The organism is Xanthomonas axonopodis pv. maculifoliigardeniae, from assembly GCF_041519315.1.
GTDB lineage: Bacteria > Pseudomonadota > Gammaproteobacteria > Xanthomonadales > Xanthomonadaceae > Xanthomonas > Xanthomonas euvesicatoria.
Genome location: NZ_CP167998.1, coordinates 341627 through 364282, shown reverse-complemented (window position 1 = coordinate 364282; position 22656 = coordinate 341627). Strand labels below are relative to the sequence as shown.

Genomic DNA, 22656 nt, shown 5'->3' with positions numbered 1-22656 from the left:
GATTTTGGCTCCTTTCCGCTGGATCAGTGCGTCGTGGCGATGCCACCCGATCATCATGACAAGACGGCAAGACCCGTGATTTCTACCGACACGCCGAACTTCGCGAGCACCGTGACCGAGGCCTATTCGCTGGAGGTCAGCGCCAAGGACGTCGGCGCGCTGACCAATGCGGCCCCACGCATCCTGCCTGGCTGCGCCATGTTCATCCCCTACCTGCCAGGCCAAAACCAGGCGGTGCGGCTGGCCGCAGCACAGATGGTGCGTAGCCTTGGTTTCGAACCTGTGCCCCATCTTTCCGCGCGTCGCATCGGCTCGCTCGGGGAACTGCAGGCATGTATCGCGCGCCTGGTCGATGAGGCCGGCGTCACACGCTGCCTGGTGATTGCGGGCGATCCCTCCACTCCGAAGGGACCGTTTCCCGACAGCGTGTCGCTGATCGAGACGGGTTTGTTTGAACGCTCAGGCATCCGCACCATCGCCGTGGCGGGTCACCCGGAGGGGCATCCGATCCTGCGCACGACAGAACAATGGGAAGTGCTGGAACGCAAGTGTCGCAGCATCCAGGAGCGTGGCATGGCGCCCCTGATCGTGACGCAGTTCGGGTTCGACGCCGACATCGTGGTGACATGGCTGGAAGCGTTGCGCGCGCGTGGCATGACGCATCCGGTGCGGGTGGGCGTGCCTGGTCCTGCCAGTGTCGCCGTTCTCGCACGCTATGCGGCAAGCTGCGGTGTCGGCGCCTGCGCGTCGGTGCTCTCAAACTATGGCATTTCCATTGGCAAGTTATTCGGCAACGCGGGACCGGATCGCTTTGTCGATCGCCTCGCCAGCCGCCTGACAGAAGCCCATGGAGATGTCCGCCTGCACCTGTTTCCGTTCGGCGGCATCGCCCAGTCTGTGGAGTGGGTTGCGCACTATCGCTCGCGTGCTTCGCAGCAAGATCGCATGCGTTCCGTGCGCGCCGATCAGGCCTGACAGCAACCTGTCCGTGTGCCAATCGGCGCGGGCTTGAGACGGTCACACCGCTGCTGATCTGGCTATCCATCCGTGGCAAGGCCGACGAGGATGAGAACAGCTGAATGCGCTGTATGTGTCATGGGTCAAGGCCATCTGGCAGCTCCAGCTAAATCGCAAGAGGTTGAAGAGAGAATTGCGTGTTCCTGCGCTGCACGCGTTTCTCTAAACAACACCGCGTCCGCGACCCCGATCACCATCAGCATTGCTTGATTTCTAACGACTTGCGCGCGGCACCGCGAGTGTTGCAGCGCACAGCAGACCTGTCACAAGAGCGCGGTATAACCGTCTACGAATCGCGGCGAGGGGGCGCTGCATCCGATGTCGTTGCCGTGCGCGATGGCATCGCTTCTGCAATGCTCACGGAGATGCCATGCCGAAGCCGTCGCCGTTGTCGCTGTTGTGCTCCCTCTCATTGCTCTGCGCGCCGCTTGCGGCAGCCGAGTTGCAGCCCAAACAATTGGCTGGCCCACCGGAAGAGTTCGCGCAGATGCGTGCGCCAGATCCGGCCGAGTCGGCGATTCTGTCCAAGAGTGCATTGCTGCCGGTGGAACTGGCACCGGCCGGTCAATCCGCGCGCTGGCAAGGCAGCTTGCCGGTGGAAAACGGGCACCTGCGCTTCATGGTGCTGGCCGGCGATCAGGCCTGGGAGGCGGCAGTGGCTGCACCTCAGCTTGCCGGCGCGCGCACCGCCGCCGTGGCGACGCCGCTGCAAGCGCAGCGCACGCTGCTGGGCACCGCCGAGCACGGCACCAGCGGCGTGCGCTACGCCGTGGAGTCGGCGCGCAACGGCGCCTGGTCATTGACGCTGCAGTCGTCCTCGCCGGTGACGCAGCGTGGCTACGTGCTGATGGAAGGCGATGCGCGCACGCAGCTTGCTTCGTACCTGCGCACGCGTCAGCAGCGGGTTGGCCAGTCGCTCACGCTCAACGCGTTGCTGAGCGGCAACGATGTACGCGGCGCCACGCTGCTGACGGCACAAGCCGGAACGATCGACGAAGCAAGCCTGCGTGTGATCGATCCGCAAGGCGGTGTGCGCAGCCTGCCGATGGCCGACGACGGCAAGCACGACGATGGCGCCGCTGGCGATGGCGTGTACGGCGGCACATTCCAACCGACCAGCGAGGGTACCTGGATTGCCCAGGTCGTCGTGCATGGGCATGACCAGGCCGGCCAGCCGTTCGTGCGGACCAGCGAGCATGTGGTGCCGGTGGTGGATACGTCGCTACGTCTGCTCGGCAATGCCCTGGGCGCACGTGCTGCAGCGGGCACGCGGCTGACGATCGCGCTGCCAGTGGCTGCGCGAGGCAACGCGCCGTCGCATTACCGCGTGTTCGGCCAGGTCTGGGGCACCGATGCCAAGGGCAAGGACATCCCGGTGGCCTGGATCGGCGGCATGCTGACGCCGCAACAAGGCCAGCTCCCGCTAAGCCTGGACGAACGCTGGATTGCGCGCGCCGGTGCGCGTGCGCCGTTTACGCTGCGCAGCCTGCGCATCGAAGACCCGGACCATTACATCCCGCTGGTGCAGGCCGCCACGCTACCGTTGCAGGTGCCCGCGTTGCGACGCGCCAGCATCGCGCGCGCCAGCACGGCAATCGATGAAAGCATGCGCATGGGCCCGCGCCCGACTGCGTTGGCGTCTGCGATGACAACGGCACAGCCTCAGGCCGCCGGTTCGCAACTGGTGCTGGTGCACGGCTATTGCTCCAACGGCGTATGGCCACAGGCGCAATTCACCAACGCCTCGACCTTCCTGGATGCCAAGCAGAACCGCAGCAACGATCAGTTCGCGCAGCGAATCGCGCAGTTCGCCAGCCAATGGTCGTCGTTCTCCACGGTCGCGCACAGCCAGGGCGGCATGGCGGCGCTGCACCTGTATGCCTACTACTGGAGCGGGCTGGATAACGCCACCGGTGGGCGAGTGATGCAATCGGTGGGCACGCCGTATCAAGGCACCAATCTGTCTGGGGTGCTGGCCGCTGTGGGTTCGTGGTTCGGCGTGGGCTGCGGCACCAATAGCGACATGACCTACGACGGCGCCAAGGCCTGGCTGGCCGGCATCCCGGCCGATGCACGCGCCAAGGTCAACTACTACACCACCTCGTTCGCCAAGACCAACTGGTACACCAACGACTACTGCAACGCTGCCTCGGACCTGGTGTTGAACGACCCGGAAGACGGCACGGTGGAGCAGGTCAATGCGCAGCTGCCGGGTGGCGTGAATCGCGGCCACACCACCGGCCAATGCCACACCACCGGCATGCGCGACCCGGCGCAGTATCTGGATGCCAATCGCAACGCGGTGATGAATGCGAATGCGGCGCGTTGAGGGCCGGGATGATCAGCCATTCGGCTACTGAAAAGCCAGGGAATCGGGATCAGGGATTGGGCAAGGCGCTGTCCCGGGCACGTCCCCGGTGCAGCGCCGATTTGACCAGGTGCCTAAGCTGACGCTGGTGCAGTTTGATCGGAATATGTTTGTTGTAGGAGCGGCTTCAGCCGCGACAGGCATGACCGACAATGTCTGTCGCGGCTGCGCCGCTCCTACGAGCGTGCGGGCAATACGCTAACGCGCCGCACCCGCCACAGACGCGCCGCTCTGCGCATCGGCGCCACCGCCGAGCACCTTGTACAAGGTCACCCGATTGCTCGCCTCGGTCAGCCGCAAGCTGATCAATGTCTGTTGCGCGCTGTAGAGCGTGCGCTGCGCATCCAGCGTCACCAGGTAACTGTCCACGCCATGGCGATAGCGCGCATCCGACAGGCTGAAGCTGCGTTGTGCGGCGTCCACCATCGCCTGCTGCGCATGCATGCGTTCTTCGAGCTGCGTGCGTTCGGCCAGTGCATCGGCCACTTCACTGAAGGCGGTCTGGATCGCCAATTCGTATTGCGCAATGGTGATGTCCTTTTCCAACGTGGCCACATCCAGTTCGGCCTTCAACGCGCCGGCACGGAAGATCGGCAAGCTCACGCTGGGCGAGAACGACCATGTATGGTCGCCATCGAACAGGCTGGATAACGCATCGCTGCCGCGCCCGGCATTGGCGGTCAACGAGATGGTGGGGAAGAAGGCCGCACGTGCCGCGCCGATATCTGCATTGGCGGCCTTGAGCGTGTGCTCGGCCGACAGCACGTCCGGGCGCTGCAACAACACCCGCGATTCCAGCTGGGCAGGCAACGGCGCCAGCGCCACGCCCGTCTCGATCGCATCGCTGGCAGGCAACAACGCAGCCGGCACCGGCGTGCCCACGACCAGATTCAAGGCGTTGCGCGACTGCGCCAGCTGGGTGGTGTAGTTGGCCACATCAGCGCGCGCGCTTTCCACACTGGTCTGGATCTGCGCCAGATCCAGACCGGAGGCGATGCCGTTGTCGTGCTGCAGCTCGGTCAGACGCAAGGTCTTGCGTTGGCTGTCCAGGGTCTGCTGCGCGAGCGCCAGGCGCTGCTGATCGGCGGCAACGGTCAACCAGTCGTTGGCCACTTCAGCGACCAGACTCAGACGCGTGCTGCGCTGGGTTTGCTCGCTGGCAAGATAGGTTTCCAGGGCCTGGTTCTTGAGGCTGCGGATGCGGCCGAACAGGTCAAGCTCCCAGCTGCTGATGCCCACCTCACCGCTGGCGCTGCGGATGATCTGCGGGGCGCCGGTGAAACTGGTCGCTGCCGCAGCGCGCTGTGCGGTATGCGAGACGGTGGCATCGACGGCGGGAAACAGGCTCGCACGTTGGATGCGGTACTGCGCGCGTGCCTGCTCGATATTGAGCACTGCCACGCGCAGGTCGCGGTTGTTGTCCAACGCCAGCGCGACCACCTGCTGCAGACGCGCATCGGTCACCACCTGCCGCCAATCCACAGCGGCTGCATTCGGCATGCCGGTGCCTGCGTTGCCGGTGCTGCCGGTGTCGCCGATCACCCCGGGCACCGGCGCATCCGGGCGCGCGTAATGCGGTGCCATGCTGACGCAACCACTCAAGGCGATGGCGCAGGCCGCTGCCACACTTGCAAAGCTAAAGCGCATCACGGGGCCACCTCGGACGTCTCAGCGGCTGTCGCGTGATCAGACGCCTTGCCCGGAAACACGCTGCGCACCATCACGTAGAACAACGGCACGAAGAAGATGCCCAGCAGCGTAGAGACCAGCGTGCCACCGAGCACGCCGGTGCCCAGCGAATGGCGTCCACCGGAGCCGGCGCCGCTGCTGACCACCATCGGCAGCACGCCGAGCAGGAACGCCAGCGAGGTCATCACGATCGGGCGCAAGCGCATGCGCGCGGCATGCAAGGTCGCTTCGATCAGCGGCTGGCCCTTTTCTTCCAGTTCCTTGGCGAACTCCACGATCAGGATGCCGTTCTTGGCCGCCAGGCCCATCGTCGCCAGCAGGCCGACCTGGAAATAGATGTCGTTGGAGAGCCCGCGCAGCCACGTTGCCAGCAGTGCGCCGACGATGCCCACCGGCACCGCCAGCATCACCGAGATCGGGATCGACCAGCTCTCGTACAGCGCGGCCAGGCACAGGAACACGAATACCAGCGACACCGCGTACAGCATCCAGGTCTGCGCGCCGGCAGCCTGCTCCTGGTAGGACATGCCCGACCAGGCGTAACCCACGTCCTTGCCGATCTTGCCCACCAGCCCGGCGATGCCGTTCATCGCTTCGCCGGAACTGATGCCACTGGCAGCGCTGCCGGTGATCTCCATCGACTCCACGCCGTTGAAGCGGCTCAGCACCTGCGGCGCATACGCCCACGCGCTGCTGGAAAACGCCGAGAACGGCACCATCTCCGAACTGCTGTTGCGCACGTACCAGCGGCCGATGTCGGCAGGCAGCATGCGCGCGCTCGGCTCGCCCTGCACGTACACGCGCTTGACCCGGTTGTTGTTGAGGAAATCGTTGACGTAGCTGCCGCCCATCACCGTGGCCAGCGTGGTGTTGATGTCCGCCGCATCCAGGCCGAGCGCGCCAGCCTTGGCGTCGTCGATCTGCACGCGGTAGGTGGGCGCATCCTCCAGGCCGTTGAAGCGCACGGCGGTCAGGTCCTTGTCGGCGTTGGCCAGTTGCAGCAGTTGCTGCCTGGCGGTGACCAGCGCGTCGTGGCCCTTGCCGGCCACGTCCTGCAACTGCAGGGTGAAACCGGAACTGGTACCCAGGCCGTTGATCGCCGGCGGCGACAGTGCGAACACCTGCGCATCGGGCAGCGCGCCCATCATCGCGCCGGTGATGCGGTTGGCGATCTCCTGCGCAGGCGCATCGCGCTGCGCCCAATCCTTGAGCTTGATGAAACCCATGCCCGAGTTCTGGCTGCTGCCGGCAAAGCTGAAGCCGGAGATGGTCATCATCCCCGCCACTTCCGGTTGCTTGAGGATGAAGTCGGTGGCCCGATCGATCGACTGCTGCGTGCGCTGCTGCGTGGCGCCGGCCGGTGTGGTGAACATCACCATCAGCATGCCCTGGTCTTCGTCGGGCAGGAACGAACTGGGCAGGCGCCAGAACAGCAGCGCCATCACCGCGAGCAGCACCAGATAGACCAGCCCGCCGAGCTTGCGGTGGCCGATCAACTTGTCCACGCCGCGGCCGTAGCGATCGGCGCCGCGGTCGAAGCGGTCGTTGAACCAGCCGAAGAAACGTCCGAGCGGCCCCTTGCGCGACACGTGGCCGCCCTGCTCGATCGGCTTGAGCAGGCTGGCGCACAGCGCCGGGCTCAGGGTCAGCGCCACCAGCAGCGACAGCAGCATCGCCGCGGCGATGGTCACCGAGAACTGGCGGTAGATCTCGCCGGTGGCGCCGCCGAAGAACGCCATCGGCAGGAACACCGCGGTCAGCACCAGGGCGATGCCGACCAGCGCGCCGGAGATCTGCCCCATCGAGGTATAGGTCGCTTGCCGCGGCGACATGCCCTGCTCGCTCATCAGGCGCTCGACGTTCTCCACCACCACGATGGCGTCGTCGACCAGCAAACCGATCGCCAGCACCATCGCGAACATGGTCAGCGTGTTGATCGAATAGCCGAGCAACGCGAGCACGCCGAAGGTGCCCAGCAGCACCACCGGCACCGCGATCACCGGCACCAGCGTGGCGCGCCAGTTCTGCAGGAACAGGTACATCACCAGCACCACCAGCACGATCGCCTCGAGCAGGGTCTTGACCACCTCCTCGATGGAAATGCGCACGAACGGCGTGGTGTCGTAGGCGATCTCGTACTTCAGCCCGGTGGGAAAGTACGGCTTGAGCTGTTCGAGCTTGTCTTCCACCGCCTTGGCCGCATCCAGCGCATTGGCGCCGGTCGCCAGCTCCAGTCCCATGCCCGAGGCTGACTTGCCGTTGTACTTGGAACTGGATGCATACGACTTGGAACCCAGCTCCACTCGCGCCACGTCGCGTAGATACACGGTGGCGCCGCCGGGCTGCGACTTCAGCACGATCGCCTCGAATTGCGCCGGGGTCTTGAGCTTGCTGCGCGAGGTGACCGTGGCGTTGAGCTGCTGACCCTGCACCGCCGGCAACGCGCCCAGCGCGCCGGAGGAGACGTCGGCGTTCTGCGCCGAAATCGCGTTGCTCACGTCCGCGGGCATCAGCGCATAGGTGCGCAGCTTGTCCGGATCCAGCCACACCCGCATCGAGTATTCAGAGCCGAACACGTTGACCCCGCCGACACCGTTGAGCCGGCTGATCGGGTCCTGCAGCGTGGACACCATGTAGTCGCCGATGTCGGTGCTGTCCATGCTGCCGTCTTCGGAGGTGAAGGCCAGCACCATGAACATACTGCTGCTGGTGGACTTGGTGACGGTCACGCCATTGCTCTGCACCGCCTCCGGCAGCATCGCCTCGCCTTGCGACACCTTGTTCTGCACCTGCACCTGGGCGGTGTCCGGGTCGGTGCCGGAATCGAAGGTCAGGGTGATCGAGGCGGTGCCGGCGGAACTGCTGCTGGAAGACATGTACAGCAGATGGTCCAACCCGGTCATCTGCTGCTCGAGGATCTGCGTGACCGAGTTTTGCACGGTCTGCGCCGAGGCACCGGTGTAGGTGGCGCTGACGTTGATCGTCGGCGGGGCGATGTTGGGATACTGCTCCAGCGGCAATGACAGGATCGAGAGCGCGCCGGCCAGGGTGATCACGATGGCGATGACCCAGGCGAAGATGGGACGGTCGATGAAGAAGCGGGCCATGGCGGTTCCTCAGTCGGCCTTGGGCGCCGCCGCGGCGGTGCCCTGCGTGGATGGCGACGCGTTGGCGGCCGAGTCGGCCGCAGCGGTCTGGCTCACTTCCACGGCCCTGACCTCGGCGCCGACCGACGCCTTCTGCAGGCCCTGCACGATGACCTTGTCGCCAGCCTTCAATCCCTGGCGCACCACCCACTTGTCGCCGATCGCATCGCCGGTGGTCAGCACCCGCTGCGCGACCTTGTTGTCGGTGCCGACCACCATCGCCACCGCCTGGCCCTTGCTGTTGCGGCTGATCGCCTGCTGCGGCGCCAGGATGGCCTGCTCGTCCACGGCCATCGAGAGCTTCGCGGTGACATACATGCCCGGCAGCAACACCCGCTCGGGATTGGGCACCACCGCGCGCAGCTTCACCGTGCCGGTGGCGGTATCGACCGCGGCATCCACCACCTCCAACGTGCCGCTATGTGCGTAGGTGCTGCCGTCCTCCAGTTGCAGCGTCACCTCGGCCTTGCCATCCACTGCCTTGAGCTGGCCGGCGTCGAGCTGGCGGCGCAACTGCAGCAGCTGGGCGCTGGACTGGGTCACGTCCACATAGATCGGGTCGAGTTGGTTGATGGTGGCCAGCACCTCGCTCTGGCCGGCACTGACCAGCGCGCCCGGCGTGTAGCTGGAGGTGCCGATGCGGCCGGACACCGGCGCGGTGATGCGGGTGTAGTCGAGATTGATGCGCGCGGTCTGCAACGACGCCTTGGCCGCGACCACCGCCGCCTGGTTCGAGCGCAGCGTGGCCAACGCATCGTCGCCGTCCTGCTTGCTGACCGCATCCAGCCCGACCAGGGTCTGGTAGCGCTGCGCCTTGGGCCTGGCCGACAACACCGCCGCCTCGGCTTGCGCCAGATCGCCCTTGGCCGTGTCGTACGCGGCCTGGTAACTGGCCGGATCGATTTCATACAGCACCTGCCCGGCCTGGACGTCCTGGCCTTCGGTGAACAGCCGCTTGCGCAAAATGCCGCCGACCTGCGGGCGCACGTCCGAGGTGACGTAGGCCACGGTGCGACCGGACAAGGTCTGGTCCACGGCCAGCCGCTGCACCTTCAAGGTCTGCACGCCGACCTGCGTCTGCGGCATCTGCGGCGGCTGCCTGGAAGAACACGCGGCCATGAGCGTGGTCGCGGCGGCGAGCAGCAGCAAGCGCACGGACGCAGTGCGAAAACGATGGGTAGCGACGGGCAACATGCGACGAACTCACGGTTTATCCGAATGTGGCCACGCTACGGCGCGAATGTGCAGCAAATTTGGAGATTGCCGGCCGCGGCGTCGATTCGCTTGATTTCCCCTGGCCCGACCCGGCTAATACGCAGCAGCTGCGGTTACCGCGCTTCGCATCACCTCTTCGATGAAACTGGGTATCACCGCCAAGCTGTTTCTCGCCATCCTCGCCGCGTGCGTGGCAGTGCTGCTGATCAACGGCATCGCGGTGCAGGCCTTCGTCAAACGCCAGTTCCTGGACTACCTCAACGAACAGGGCGTGGAGCGCATGCAAGAGACCTTGCCGCGGGTCAGGGCCGAATACGCGCGGCACGGCAGCTGGGAGTTCGTGCGCGACAATCCCGATGCCTGGTTCGTCCTGATGCGCCCGGAGCGTGGCCCCGGCCCGCCGCGCGAGGCACCGCCGATTTCCGACCAGACCGGCGCGGTGTTTCGCTTCGCGCTGCTCGACCAGGACTACACGCCGGTGATCGGCAATCCGGATGTCGGCCGCCACGACATCCTGCGCCCGGTGGTGGTTGGCGGCCGCACCGTCGGCTGGATGGCGATGCTGCCGTTCCAGAAGGCGCTGGCAGCGGCGGATGCGCGCTTCTACGCCGCCCAGCAACGCGCGTGGTGGGCGATCGGCGGCGCCTGCCTGCTGGTCGCCGCGCTGCTCGGCTGGCTGTTGTCGCGCACCTTGCTGCGGCGCCTGCGTGGCCTGACCCAGGCCACCCACCTGCTCGCTGCGGGCGACTACGCCACCCGCATCGACGCCGCGGCGCGCGACGAACTGGGCCAGCTGGCGCGCGATTTCAACCTGCTGGCGCAAGCGTTGGAGCACAACGAACGCGCGCGGCGCGACTTCATGGCCGACATCTCGCACGAGCTGCGCACGCCGCTGGCGGTCCTGCGCGCCGAACTGGAAGCACTGCAGGACGGCATCCGGCCGATGACACCCAACTCGCTGGGGTCGCTGCACCAGCAGGTCGGCCAGTTGGGCAAGCTGATCGAGGACCTGTACGACGTGTCGCTGACCGATGTCGGTGCGCTGGCGTATCGGCGCGCTCCCGTCGATCTGGCGGTCATCCTGGCAACCGTGCTGGACGGCTTGCACGCGCGCTTTGCCGCCGCGCAGCTGCAGGTGCAGGCGCAGATCGATGCCGGCCCGCTGCAGCTGGACGGCGACGAGCGCCGTCTGCAGCAACTGCTGGGCAACCTGCTGGAAAACACGCTGCGCTACACCGACGCCGGTGGCACGGTGCAGGTGCGCTGCGTGCGCCGCGGCGCGGTGCTGGAGCTGGTGGTCGAAGACAGCGCGCCAGGCGTGGATGCAGACAAGCGCGCGCGGTTGTTCGAACGCTTCTACCGCACCGAGGCCTCACGCAATCGTGCCAGCGGCGGCAGCGGCCTGGGCCTGGCGATCTGCCGCAACATCGCCGAGGCACACGGCGGCTCGATCCACGCCGAGGCTTCCGCACTGGGCGGGCTGCGCATGGTGCTGCGCTTGCCGGCGCTGGCCGCATGAGCAGCGCGTCCCCGATCGGGCATGTGCTGATCGTCGAGGACGAACCGCGCCTGGCCGCGGTGTTGGGCGAGTACCTGCACGCGGCGGGCTATTCGCACGACTGGATCGCCGATGGCGCGCAAGCGTTGGGCGCATTCCGCGCGCAGCAGCCGGACCTGGTGTTGCTGGACCTGATGCTGCCCAACCGTGGCGGCCTGGACATCTGCCGCGACCTGCGCAAGGAAAGCGCGGTGCCGGTCATCATGGTCACCGCACGCGTGGAGGAAATCGACCGCCTGCTGGGCCTGGAGATCGGCGCGGACGACTACATCTGCAAGCCGTTCAGCCCGCGCGAAGTGGTGGCGCGTGTCCAGGCAGTGTTGCGCCGTCATCGCTACGACCCCCACGGCGCACCGGCACCGGGCCTGCATATCGACGAGGATGCCTGTCGCGCCAGCGTGGACGGCCGCGCCCTGGACCTGACCCAGGTCGAATTCCGCCTGCTGCGCACCCTCGCCGCCGCCCCGGGGCGGGTGTACTCGCGCGAGCAACTGATGGGCCGGCTCTACGCCGACCACCGCATCGTCACCGACCGCACTGTCGACAGCCACGTCAAGAATCTACGCCGCAAGCTCGCCGACGCCGGCGGCGAGGACTGGGTCCGCTCGGTCTATGGCGCGGGGTATCGCTTCGAGCCGTGATTCGGGATTGGGGATTCGGGATTCGGGATTGGCAAGAGCGGTAGCGCCATGGCTGAAACGCAATCGGTCAAGCCGCTTTCGCGAATCCCCAATCCCGAATCCCGACTCCCCGCCTCAACGAAACACCACCGTGCGATGTCCATTGAGCACGATGCGGTGTTCGACGTGGCGGCGTACTGCGCGCGCCAGCACCAGCGATTCGGTGTCGCTGCCCAGGCGGATCAGGTCGCGCGGGGTCATGGCGTGGTCCACGCGGGCGACGTCCTGCTCGATGATCGGGCCTTCGTCCAGATCTTCGGTGACGTAGTGCGCGGTGGCGCCGATGATCTTGACCCCGCGCGCGTGCGCCTGGTGATACGGCTGCGCGCCCTTGAAACTGGGCAGGAAACTGTGATGGATATTGATCGCGCGCCCGGCCAGTGCCCGGCACAGCTGCGGCGACAGGATCTGCATGTAGCGCGCCAGCACCACCAGATCGATCTGCAGATCATCGACCAGGGCGAGCAGCTGCGCTTCCTGCGCGGCGCGCGTGTCGGCGCTCACGGGCAGATGGTGGAAGGCGATGCCGTAGGAGGCTGCCAACGGCGCGAAGTCGGTGTGGTTGGAGACCACCGCAGCGATGTCCACCGGCAATTGCCGGCTGTGCATGCGGAACAACAGGTCGTTGAGGCAATGGCCCTGCTTGCTCACCAGCACCAGCAGGCGCGCGCGGCGGCGTGCGTCATGCAGTTGCCATGTCATCTGAAATTCGCCAGCGAGCACGGCAAAGCGCTGCTCCAGCGCGGCAATGTCGGTCTTTGCCGGTTTGTGGAAATGCACGCGCAGAAAGAATCGCCCGCTTTCGTCGTCGCCGAATTGCTGTGCGTCGAGGATGTTGCAGGCCAGGTCGAACAGCAGCCCGGTCACGCGATAGACGATACCGGTGCGGTCGGGACAGGACAGGGTGAGGATGTAGTCGGAGCGCATCGGCGCAATGATAGCCAATGCGCGACATCACCGACGCAGTGCTTGCGTCGGTAACTTTTGCAGTGCGAACGGGTGCAAAAACCGGCGTGCCGTCCAGCCGATGTTTGACGCTCTGCAAGATGACGTGCAGCCAACATCACGTGTCGCCCGGCAGGGCCATGCGTGCACCGATGCGGATGCGCGGCACCGCCACGCACGTCCGGCATCGGCACTCAGCGCGGCGGCAAACGCAGCATCAGCCGCCGGTTGATCTCCTCCAGCTGCGCAAGCGATGCGTCCACCGATGTTTCCATGGCTTCCTGCGTGGTGATGTGTGCACGCAGATGCGCGGGGTCGGACAGCTCGCCACGCACCAGGAACACGTTCTCGCCGACTTCGCCCAGATGGCGGCTGAGCACCACGTAGTCCACCTGGTCGAAGCCATGCTGCTTGGCCAGCGGCAGCAGGCGCGCGGCCATGCGTTCGCTTGCCTGGTCCACGGGCTTGCCTAACTCGGCGTCCAGCACGCTGACCGCTTCGCGGATCTGTGCGAACAGGTAGTGGTCCGGGTGCTCGGGATGGTCGGGGCCCACCGGGCCCTGGTGGATGACCGGTGCGTCGGTCATCGCGTGCCACCGGCGCAAGCCCGTGCGCTCGGCGCGCGCACGGGCAAGCCGAGCGTGATCTGCAGGTGTCGCATCGCATCCTCCCTGGAGCGGCGGCTGTAACGAGCCGGCATTTTAGAAGGTCCGCTGCATGTTTGGGTGAGCAAGCGGTGGGCCGTCGTGGCATGAAGCCAAGTGCCTTGCGCAGGGCTCAATCCGCGTTGCGCAAGGTGATCAGGCCACCTGCCCTGCCCGCCGCGCCGAGACGTCCGCCAGGACCGCCCAGTCTGCGTTGCCGTCGCCATGCGCAATGGCCTCGTCCAGCCCTGCGCGCAGCAGTTCGCCCAACGGCATCGGCACCTGCTTGTCGGCGCCGGCCTGGATGGCCAGGTCCACATCCTTGCGGCCCAGCGTGGCGGTGAAACCCGCCGGCAGGTATTGGCGCTGCATGATCAGCCGGCCATAGCCCTGGTAGGCGGGCGCGGCGAACAAGGTGCTGGTGAGCATGCCCAAAAATTGCGTGGCATCCACACCGTGACCGCGTGCCAGCGCACTGGCTTCGGCCATGGCGCCGATGGCGCTGGCCAGGCAGAAGTTGGCGGCCAGCTTCACTGCATTGGCCTGCTCCGGTGCGCGACCGATGTACCAGGTCTTCTGCCCCAGCGCATCGAACATCGGCTGCACCCGAGCCACGGCCGCTTCATCGCCGGCGGCCAGGATATTGAGCTTGCCGGCTTCGGCTACATCCACACGCCCAAGCACCGGCGCGGCCACGTAGGCCACGCCACGTTCGGCATGCAGCGCGGTCAACTCGTGTGCCAGCGCCACCGAAATGGTGGCCATGTTGACGTGCACGCTGCCCGCCGGCAGCGCGTCCAGTACGCCACGCTCCAGCACGGTCTGGCGCACTGCATTGTCGTCGGCCAGCATCGAAAACAGCAGCGGGCCATGCGCGGCATCGTGCGGTCGCTCCACCACCGTGGCGCCAGCGTCGTGCAGCGGCTGGGCGCGTTCGGGCGAACGGTTCCACACGCTCAACGCGAACCCGCCACGCAGCAGGTTGTGCGCCATCGGCAGGCCCATCGTGCCCAAGCCCAGAAATCCTATCGGCATGCGGTGTCCTTGTTCGGTATGACGTCAGGTGCAGTCAGTTGGCGAACACGCCCCGCGCATCGCGCGGTTCGCAACGCAGGTATTGCGGTGCCGGCGTGACCGATGCGCCCAGTGCCGCGGCGGCATGCCACGGCCAGCGTGGGTCGTACAGGATGCCACGCGCCAGCGCGATCGCGTCGGCCTGGCCTTCCTGCAAAATTGCCTCGGCCTGCGCCGGCTCGGTGATCAAGCCTACGCCAATCACCGGCGTGTTCACCTGCGCGCGAATCTCCTGTGCGAACGGAATCTGATAGCCCGCCTGCAACGGAATCTGCTGGCGTGGATCAAGCCCGCCGCTGGAGACGTGGATGTAATGCGCGCCGCGTGCATCCAGCGCCTGCGACAAGGCGATGCTCTGCTGCACATCCCAACCGCCTTGGACCCAATCGGTGGCCGAGATGCGCACGCCAACGGCGATTTTTTCGGACACTGCCGCACGCACCGCATCGAAGATGCGTAGCGTCAGCCGCATGCGGTTTTCCAGCGACCCGCCATACGCATCGCTGCGCTGGTTGCTCAGCGGCGACAGGAACTGATGCATCAGATAACCATGTGCGGCGTGCAGTTCGATCAACTCCAGGCCCAGCCGTTCGGCACGTTTTGCCGATGCGACAAAGGCGTCCACCACGGCATCGATCCCCGCCTCGTCCAATGCCTGCGGCACCGGCTGTCCCTGCCGGAACGGCAGCGCCGATGCAGACACGGTCTGCCAGCCATGCGCATGATCGGGTGCGATGGCCTCGCCGCCTTTCCACGGCAGATCGGTCGACGCCTTGCGGCCGGCGTGCGCCAGCTGGATGCCGATCGGCATCGGCGACCAGCGTCGTACCGATTGCAACACCTCGGCCAGGGCCTGCTCGGTCGCATCGTCGTACAAACCAAGATCGGCGTAACTGATGCGCCCTTCCGGCACCACCGCCGCCGCTTCGAGAATCAGCAAGCCGGCGCCCGATTGCGACAAGGTGCCCAGGTGGATGCGGTGCCAATCGCTGGCGCGGCCGTCCTGTGCCGAGTACTGGCACATCGGCGCAATGACAATCCGGTTGGCGAGCGCGAGCGGACCGAAGGTGATGGGGGAGAACAACTGGCTCAAGGCGGCATCCACAGCTGACATGGGGTGCTTATTGCACTGCGCCGCGCGCGCCGGCACAACCGCTGCGATGGATCACTGCGTCATGCAGAGCGCGCACCGGCGTCATTGACGCTACGTACACGCGGCAGGTCCGTCGGCCCGTGCAGGAACGCCAGCGCCTGCGCACACGACTGCTCCACCTTCAACGTCAGCAGCGCGTCCGCACGCGTGCGCCCGAAGTTGAGCGCGGCGATCGGCAAGCCGTTGCGCGCGGCGGTCTGCACGAAGCGAAAGCCCGAGTACACCATCAACGACGAACCCACCACCAGCACTGCATCGGCAGCGTGCAGATGCGCAAAGGCGCGCTCCACCCGCTCGCGCGGCACGTTCTCGCCGAAGAACACCACATCCGGCTTGAGCACGCCACCGCACACCGGGCACGGCGGCACCACGAAATGCTCGAAGGCCACATCGTCCAGATCGGCGTCGCCATCGGGCGCCTGCGCGGCCTCAAGCGCTGCCCAGCCCGGATTGGCCTGCTCAAGCAACAGTTGAAATTCGCTGCGTGGCATGCGGCGCTCGCAGCCCATGCAGCGCACCACATCGAGCCGGCCATGCAGATCGATCACCGCCTGGCTGCCAGCGGCCTGATGCAGGCGGTCCACGTTCTGGGTGAGCAGCACTTCCAACTGGCCGCGCGCTTCCAGCGCAGCGAGCGCGTGATGGGTGGCATTGGGTTGTGCCTGGCCGAAGCGCGGCCAGCCGACCAGGCTGCGCGCCCAGTAGCGCTGCCGCGTGGATAGCTCGCCCATGAACGCCTGGAACGTCACCGGCTGTGGACGCTTCCAGCCGCCTTGCAGGTCCCGGTAATCGGGAATGCCCGAATCGGTGCTGCAGCCGGCACCGGTGAGCACGAACAGGCGCCGATGGCGCGCGATGAAGTCCTGCAGCGGGTGATCGTCGTGGGCAGGGACAGCGGTCATGTGGTAGTTCCGGAAAGCCATGGGAGCACGTTGCGCCAGCGCCACGTGCCCGGCCCGCCGCGGCGCCGTGTCGGCCGCCAGACCGGCGCGCTTGTTCGCGCATAGCTGTGCACATCACACCGTCGTCGTCGAGTGAAGATGTACACCGAATACGCGCAACGCGCCGTCCTGGATGCAGGCACGCAGACGGTACAGCATCACGCCATGGCCGCGCGGGTGGTTTCGAGCCGTCCGCGGTGGGGCATGTTGTGGCTGCCGGTGCTCAATGCGCGGCGCGTTCAGTGTTCGACAAAGCGCAGCAGATCCTGATTGAAACGCGCACTGTCCTCCAGGAACGGCGCATGCCCGGCATCCGGATACAGCACGGTCTGCGCGCGCGGCTGGAGCTGGCGCGCACGCGCCACGGTCGGCTCGGTGGCGACCAGGGCATCGCGCGCGCCGTACATCAGCAGCACCGGCAGGCGCGTGCGCTGCAGGCCGGCGATATCGATCGACATGCCTTGCACGGCACGCTGCATGTCCCACGAGGCCAGCGATGCGTTGGCCAGCAAGGTCTCGAACACCGGCACCGGCGGTTGGGTGGCAAAGCACAGCCGCAGGAAATCCCGCACCGCCTGCAGATGCGTACGCAGATCGGGCGAAACCAGATCGCGATAGACCGCCGGATGCGCGCCCAGCTGCTCTGCGCGCAGTTCGATCACACCGTCGACGTACACCACGCCGGCAAGCCCGGTATCGCCATATCGGCTCAGGTAGTTGCTGATCACCGCGCCGCCCAGGGACCAGCCCACCAGGACCGCCTGGCGCGCGTTTGCGGCCTTCAACACGGCAGCCAGGTCGTCAGCCCAACGCATGCCGTCTTGATACGCCGATGCGGCAGCCGGCCTGCCGGAAGCGCCATGCCCGCGCAAATCGTACGTAATCAGCCGATACCGCTGCAGGCGCACATCGGCCAGTTGTGCATCCCAATTGATGCGACTCCCGAGCAGGCCATGCACGAAGACGATGGCCGTGCCATCGGTGGCGCCGTGCTCCTGCACCGCCAGGCGCACGCCATCGGGTGCGGTGACGGTATAGCTGCGTGCGGTCGCAATGTCGCTCGGGCTGGCTGTCGCCCACATCGAACATATCAACAACACACACGCCAACAGGTAGCGCAGCGGCAGCATGCGGCTGCCGGGCAACAGGCGAACAGACATCGGGTGAGCTCCAGACGAATAAGAGCCGTGATCGTGCAGCCTCACACCAATGTGAGGGTCAAAGCCGTGCGCGCAGCGTATGCTTGGCGCATGGCCGCTTGCTCTGAACCCTTGCTGCGCATTGGTGCGCTGGCGCAACAGACCGGCGCCAGCGTGCGTTCGATCCGTCATTACGATGCGCACGGGTTGCTGACATCCTCGCGCAGCGCCAACGGCTACCGGGTCTTTCCTCATGCATGCATTGCACAGGTGCGCCAGATACAGCGCCTGATTGCAACAGGTTTCAACCTGGATGAGATTGTCGGCTTTCCTGAGTGCATGCGCCTGGTGGAAGGCGCGCAGATGTGCCCGGAAACCGCGCAGGCGCATCGCGCGCGCCTGCAGCTGATCGAGCGCCAGCTGGCCGATCTGGAGCGGCGGCGTGCGCATCTGTTGGCAACCTTGGCGCAGGCAGCCGGGGATGCAACGGCCGCCACGTCTTCAGCCGCGCAAGCCACACGGCGCCAGCGGGCGCGCTAGAAGCGTCGGGCGCGCTGCATCACTCGCCCCGCGCAGGATGCGGGGCAAACCGGCCATAGGGGCGTGCATCGTCGGCACGTTGGCGCAGCACGTATGCCGACGCAAGCGCCAGCATCAACAATGTCAGGCACATGCCGACCAACGCGGCCCAGCCGCCGTGTTGCCAGAACCAGCCGCCGAGCGCGCCGATCACGCTGGAGCCGGCGTAATACGCCAGCAGATACAGCGACGCGGCATGGCTGCGATGCGCACCACCGAGCCGGCTCACCCATGCGCTGGCGGCCGAATGCGCGATGAAGAACCCGATCGTCACCACCACGATGCCGGCCACCACCAACGCCAGCACGTGCGCCAGGGTCAGCGCCACGCCGAGCCCGCACAGCACGATGCCGATCGTGACCACTGGCCCGCGCCCGAACCGGTCCGATGCCGCACCGGCCACCGAGGAACTGACGATGCCGAACACATAGGCGCTGAAGATCATCCCGATCTGGCTCTGGCTCAAGCCGAATTCCGGCCCGCCCAGGCGAAAGCCGGCGTAGTTGTACAGGCACACAAACACACCCATCAACAGGAACGGCAGCGCGAACAGAAACGGCAGATTGCGATCGCGCAGGTGCCCGGCCCAGGCGCGCAGATGGAAGCGCAGGTTGATGCCGTGCCGGCGCACGAAATTGCGCGACGGCGGCAGCAGCCAGAAGAACGCCAGCGCGCACAGCAGGTCGAACACGCTCAACACCGCCAATGCGGTGCGCCAATCGGTGTGGTCGGTCAGCACGCTCATCACGATGCGCCCGCTCATGCCGCCAAAGGCATTGCCGGCCACGTACAGGCCGGTGGCCGCCCCCATCTTGCTGGCCGGCAATTCTTCGCCCAGGTACACCATCGCCACCGCCGGCACCCCGCCCAGCGCGATGCCGGACAAGGTACGCATCACCACCAGCGCGCCCCAGTGCGGCAGGAACGCAGCAATCAGATTGAGTCCTGCTGCCAATGCGATCGACACGAACATCAATCCGCGCCGGCCCAGGTTTTCCGACACTGCGCCAGCACCAAAAATCGCCAGCGCCAGCGCACCGGTCGCCAGCGACAACGGCAGCGAGGCGGTCGCTGGGTCCACCTTGAAGGCACGCGCAAATTCCGGCAGCAGCGGCTGCACGCTGTACAGCAGCGAAAAGGTCGCAAAGCCGGCCAGAAACAGCGCCAGGCGAATGCGCACCGCTGCAGGTGCGTCGGCGTCGGCGTCGGGGCCGGAACGGGTGGGTGGGTCAGGCAACAAACCCGGGCGATGATCGGAGGAAGACACGGCAGTGCACGTGTGACGTGGGAAGGGGAGTATTCGCCTGCCGCCACCCCCTGTCCAATATATGATGCCGGCAGTTGCCATATCTGGAACAGATGGATGGAGCTGCGCCACCTGCGCTATTTCCTCGCGGTTGCCGAAGAAGGCAACTTCACCCGCGCCGCCGCGCGCGTGGGCATTGGCCAACCGCCGCTCAGCCAGCAGATCCAGACCCTGGAACGCGAGCTGGGCACGCCGTTGTTTCGGCGCACCCACAGCGGCGCCGAGCTCACTCCGGCTGGCGAGGCGTTTGTGGGCGAGGTGCGGCGCGTGCTTGCCGATGTGGAACGCGCCGCCGAAACCGCACGCCGGGTGGCGCGTGGCGAATCCGGACGGTTGCGCCTGGGCTTCACCGCCTCTGCCGCCTTCAGCCCGGTGGTGCCGCGCTTGATTCGCGACTTCCGCCGCAAGTGGCCGCAGGTGGAGTTGCTGCTGGAAGAAACCAATACCGCCAGCCTGCTGGTCGGGCTGGCCGATGGCCGTCTGGATGCGGCGTTCGTGCGCTACGGGCTGAGCACGCCACCGGATCTGCAATTGCTGCGCTTTGCCGACGAGCCGATGAAGATCGCCGTCCCCGCCGCGCACCCCCTGGCCACGCGCAACAGCGCGCCGTTGGCCGCACTGGCCGGGGAACCTTTCATTCTGTTTCCGCGCAGTTTCGGCTCGAGCCTGTACGACGAAATCCTCGCCGCCTGCCGCGACTCCGGCGTGACCTTGCGCATCACCCAGGAAGCGCCACAGATGTCGTCCATCATCAATCTGGTGGCCGCCGAGCTGGGCGTTTCGGTGGTGCCCGCCTCCACCGCGCAGCTGCAGCGGCCCGGCGTGCGCTATCTGGATATCGAAGGCCATATGCCGCTGGCGCGACTGGCCCTGGCCGCCGCGCCGGGTGGACTGGAAACCACACCGTTGGTGCGGCATTTGTGGGCGCTGGCCAAGTTGATCTAGCGCTGGCCACACGACCTACGATACAGCGACGTTCCTGCTTGATGCCGTTGGAACGATGTTGACCCTGGGCCCTGATCATTGACGAGAGCATGCACCGACCGCGAGGGGCCGGCGCTCACTGCAGACATCGTTCGAGTAGCAACCCATCGTTTCCCAGATCATCGACGTCGGGGAAGTGCCGGGTTGTTACTCGCACAGGGAACACCGAGGCAGACGTTACGTGGCTGCGCTTTGGAAGACCAATCGCCGTCCTATGGAGACCATTGAGACTCTGCGGGCTGGCTCTTCAAGAAATGCCATCGCTGGCGCCACCGCGCACCCCAGCATCGCTTACCGCCTTCCGCCTGCTTGGTGAGTAACCATCCTGTAGGACATTGGCCAGCGCAGGCCGCAGATAATCAGAATAGCCTGGATCATGGCTTCGAAGCATCGCTTCAAGCGATATAGTGACACTATCGAAGTACGCGATGGCACCCCCACGGCAGCCGTCGTATTCGATGCCGGCACCATTGGCATCAATCCTCGTCAGTTCATTCAAGATGCCTTCCAAGTCTTTTATATTTAAATCGATATCATTCAAGATGCCCTTGTTTTCGCCTCGGCTTGAGAGCTCGTCTTTCAGCAGCTTCAGCCGGGCCAGGAAATCGTTCGCTTTTGCAAGATGCGATTCCAGTTTTTTTTGATTGCTGATTTTTTTCTCAAAATCCAGCAGTGTGCGTTCGATTCGGTGAAGGTGGCGCTCAGCGATATAGCTACCTTCACCGCCCATGCGCTCCAACGCCTGTTTGTCCCGGTCAATGATTCCCTTGAGAATATCGAGATTGAATGCTTGCCGGCCGCCGACACTTGTTCTCGCGCAGCGTTCCTGAAGACTCCGCCACTGGTCTTCCAGAATGATCGCGCGCTGTAGCATCGATTGGCGTTGCTCGGTCAACTTCTCCAACTTCGATTGGGGGCGCAACCGGGCAGTGGATTGGCTCCTACTCCCGGAGGGTCTGCGGGCCGGTCGCTCCAGGGATGACAGCCACATATCGGCAATCTGGCGTCCTGCGCAACCCTCGACGGCAGTGTGCTCCTGCGGCCCAGCCGTCATGTTTCCTGCATGCGGCATGGGGTTGCTGGTGGACGCTTCGGCGGTGCCATGCTCCGGCAACGCGGGCGCCATGTTTGCAGAGGGTATGCGTAGGCAGTTTCCCATTTGTACATCTCCCATGCTTTCCTAAAGCATAGGCAATGATGCGCACGCCGCGTCCACGTCGATGGAAATCCCGCTTGCGTATGCGAAGGCCCGGCCTGCGAAGCAGCGAACTGTCGGGCAACTAACGAGTGGCTGTGAACATTGAAATTGATCGATGCCAGCAATTGCAGGCAAAACTCAGCCAGGTCAGCCCGCAGGCCGGCACTTACTCACCACCGGTTACGACGCGCAGAGTGAAACGCTTGACCTCAACTGCGCTTGAGGTCGTTCAATGCCGGTTTTCCAACGACATTGCCGCCATGCATCTGCGTCATCTGGTACTGCCCTGCCTGGACCCCGACCTGACCCTGCGCTTCTACCGCGATGTACTGCAGTTGCCCATCCATGGCAACGCGGTGCGCATCGGCTGGAGCACACTGGAATGCGTGCAGGCGCAGCGGCCGGTGGGCAGCGTGCATCTAGCCTTCAACGTGGCCCCGTCGCGCTTCCAAGCCGCTGCGCAGTGGATTGGCGCACGCGCCACCTTGCTGAGCGATGCACACGGTCGCGAGCATTTCGCCCTGGACGGCGTGTGGCAGTCGCACTCGGTGTACTTCGCCGGGCCCGATGGCGCAGTGCTGGAGTTGATCGCGCGCAATGCCTTGCAGGATGCACCGGTCGGTAAAGGCCAGTTCGGCGGCGAAGAACTGCGGTGCCTGAGCGAAATCGGCCTGCCTAGCAACAATGTCGAGGTGGTGACGCGCAGCCTGGCGCATCACTTCGGCCTGCAACCCTTCGCCCCGCCGCTGGAGGGCTTTGCGGCCTTGGGCGATGACCACGGCCTGTTGATCGTGGTCGACCAGCGCCGGCGGTGGTTTCCGCAACAACGGCAACTGCCCTGGGCCGACGGCCTGCGCATCAGCGTGGACGCGCCAGAACCCGGCCTGCGCCTGCGCGATGCGCAGGGGTGGGAATTGCTGGCCGCGTAAACTTCCGCGCGCAGCTCGATCCACTCAGCGCCGTGCACAGCAGCACTGCGCTCACCGCCGGCAGGTGGCCGGCTCGGTGCGGCATGCGGCA

Annotated in this window: 18 protein-coding genes; 7 read left to right on the top strand and 11 right to left on the bottom strand. The window is 65.8% G+C overall.

Annotated elements, in window-relative coordinates:
* Positions 1-75: 75 nt before the first annotated feature.
* Complete coding sequence (locus tag ACDH77_RS01560; RefSeq protein WP_071118790.1) at positions 76-975, top strand: methylenetetrahydrofolate reductase; 900 nt, start codon at positions 76-78, stop codon at positions 973-975.
* A 412-nt stretch (positions 976-1387) separates the two neighbouring features.
* Positions 1388-3346 (top strand): choice-of-anchor X domain-containing protein, encoded by a 1959-nt coding sequence (locus tag ACDH77_RS01555; RefSeq protein WP_071118789.1) that lies wholly within the window; start codon positions 1388-1390, stop codon positions 3344-3346.
* Positions 3347-3583: 237 nt separating this feature from the next.
* On the opposite strand, the gene ACDH77_RS01550 is transcribed toward ACDH77_RS01555, so the two are convergent.
* From ACDH77_RS01550 to ACDH77_RS01540, 3 genes are read right to left on the bottom strand one after another with little or no spacing between them, the layout of a single operon-like run.
* Entirely contained in the window at positions 3584-5032 is a 1449-nt protein-coding gene (locus tag ACDH77_RS01550) for an efflux transporter outer membrane subunit (RefSeq protein ID WP_039417711.1), read from the bottom strand.
* The gene (locus tag ACDH77_RS01545; protein WP_372353693.1) at positions 5032-8181 is read right to left on the bottom strand and encodes an efflux RND transporter permease subunit; all 3150 of its coding nucleotides are present in this window, start codon (positions 8179-8181) and stop codon (positions 5032-5034) included. Before ACDH77_RS01545 ends, ACDH77_RS01550 begins: the two co-directional genes overlap by 1 nt.
* A 9-nt stretch (positions 8182-8190) precedes the next feature.
* The gene (locus tag ACDH77_RS01540) at positions 8191-9414 is read right to left on the bottom strand and encodes an efflux RND transporter periplasmic adaptor subunit (protein ID WP_372353692.1); all 1224 of its coding nucleotides are present in this window, start codon (positions 9412-9414) and stop codon (positions 8191-8193) included.
* 160 nt (positions 9415-9574) lie between these two features.
* Here ACDH77_RS01540 and baeS point away from each other — a divergent pair, with 160 nt between their 5' ends.
* Together baeS and ACDH77_RS01530 are read left to right on the top strand one after the other, a co-directional pair.
* Positions 9575-10954: a sensor histidine kinase efflux regulator BaeS gene (gene baeS, locus ACDH77_RS01535; RefSeq protein WP_039417708.1), complete on the top strand. Its 1380-nt coding sequence runs from the start codon at positions 9575-9577 to the stop codon at positions 10952-10954.
* Positions 10951-11634 (top strand): response regulator, encoded by a 684-nt coding sequence (locus tag ACDH77_RS01530; protein ID WP_071118186.1) that lies wholly within the window; start codon positions 10951-10953, stop codon positions 11632-11634. The genes baeS and ACDH77_RS01530 overlap by 4 nt, the downstream gene beginning before the upstream one ends.
* A gap of 114 nt (positions 11635-11748) precedes the next feature.
* Here ACDH77_RS01530 and purU read toward each other — a convergent pair whose 3' ends face one another.
* The 6 genes from purU to ACDH77_RS01500 all read right to left on the bottom strand — a co-directional run bounded on the left by purU (position 11749) and on the right by ACDH77_RS01500 (position 17590).
* Positions 11749-12600 (bottom strand): formyltetrahydrofolate deformylase, encoded by an 852-nt coding sequence (gene purU, locus ACDH77_RS01525; RefSeq protein WP_014089076.1) that lies wholly within the window; start codon positions 12598-12600, stop codon positions 11749-11751.
* Between the two features lie 212 nt (positions 12601-12812).
* The gene (locus ACDH77_RS01520; protein WP_008574877.1) at positions 12813-13205 is read right to left on the bottom strand and encodes an XVIPCD domain-containing protein; all 393 of its coding nucleotides are present in this window, start codon (positions 13203-13205) and stop codon (positions 12813-12815) included.
* A gap of 213 nt (positions 13206-13418) precedes the next feature.
* Positions 13419-14297, bottom strand: a complete 879-nt coding sequence (locus ACDH77_RS01515) for an NAD(P)-dependent oxidoreductase (protein ID WP_057681340.1) — start codon at positions 14295-14297, stop codon at positions 13419-13421.
* A gap of 34 nt (positions 14298-14331) precedes the next feature.
* The gene (locus ACDH77_RS01510) at positions 14332-15450 is read right to left on the bottom strand and encodes an NADH:flavin oxidoreductase/NADH oxidase (RefSeq protein ID WP_011346028.1); all 1119 of its coding nucleotides are present in this window, start codon (positions 15448-15450) and stop codon (positions 14332-14334) included.
* A 59-nt stretch (positions 15451-15509) separates the two neighbouring features.
* A complete protein-coding gene (locus ACDH77_RS01505) occupies positions 15510-16391 on the bottom strand; it encodes an NAD-dependent protein deacetylase (protein WP_033479224.1) in 882 nt (293 codons plus the stop codon).
* Between the two features lie 278 nt (positions 16392-16669).
* On the bottom strand, positions 16670-17590 hold the full coding sequence (locus ACDH77_RS01500) for an alpha/beta fold hydrolase (RefSeq protein ID WP_277574427.1): 921 nt from the start codon (positions 17588-17590) through the stop codon (positions 16670-16672).
* Between the two features lie 90 nt (positions 17591-17680).
* Between ACDH77_RS01500 and ACDH77_RS01495 the strand changes: the two genes are divergently transcribed.
* On the top strand, positions 17681-18109 hold the full coding sequence (locus ACDH77_RS01495) for a MerR family transcriptional regulator (RefSeq protein ID WP_031420750.1): 429 nt from the start codon (positions 17681-17683) through the stop codon (positions 18107-18109).
* Positions 18110-18128: 19 nt separating this feature from the next.
* On the opposite strand, the gene ACDH77_RS01490 is transcribed toward ACDH77_RS01495, so the two are convergent.
* Positions 18129-19415, bottom strand: coding sequence for an MFS transporter (locus tag ACDH77_RS01490; RefSeq protein WP_372353691.1), 1287 nt, complete (start codon positions 19413-19415; stop codon positions 18129-18131).
* A 96-nt stretch (positions 19416-19511) separates the two neighbouring features.
* On the opposite strand from ACDH77_RS01490, the gene ACDH77_RS01485 reads away from it, so the two are divergent.
* On the top strand, positions 19512-20399 hold the full coding sequence (locus tag ACDH77_RS01485) for a LysR family transcriptional regulator (RefSeq protein ID WP_014089071.1): 888 nt from the start codon (positions 19512-19514) through the stop codon (positions 20397-20399).
* A gap of 286 nt (positions 20400-20685) precedes the next feature.
* On the opposite strand, the gene ACDH77_RS01480 is transcribed toward ACDH77_RS01485, so the two are convergent.
* Entirely contained in the window at positions 20686-21564 is an 879-nt protein-coding gene (locus tag ACDH77_RS01480; RefSeq protein WP_372353690.1) for a hypothetical protein, read from the bottom strand.
* Between the two features lie 332 nt (positions 21565-21896).
* Between ACDH77_RS01480 and ACDH77_RS01475 the strand changes: the two genes are divergently transcribed.
* Positions 21897-22565: a VOC family protein gene (locus tag ACDH77_RS01475; protein ID WP_372353689.1), complete on the top strand. Its 669-nt coding sequence runs from the start codon at positions 21897-21899 to the stop codon at positions 22563-22565.
* Positions 22566-22656: the final 91 nt, after the last annotated feature.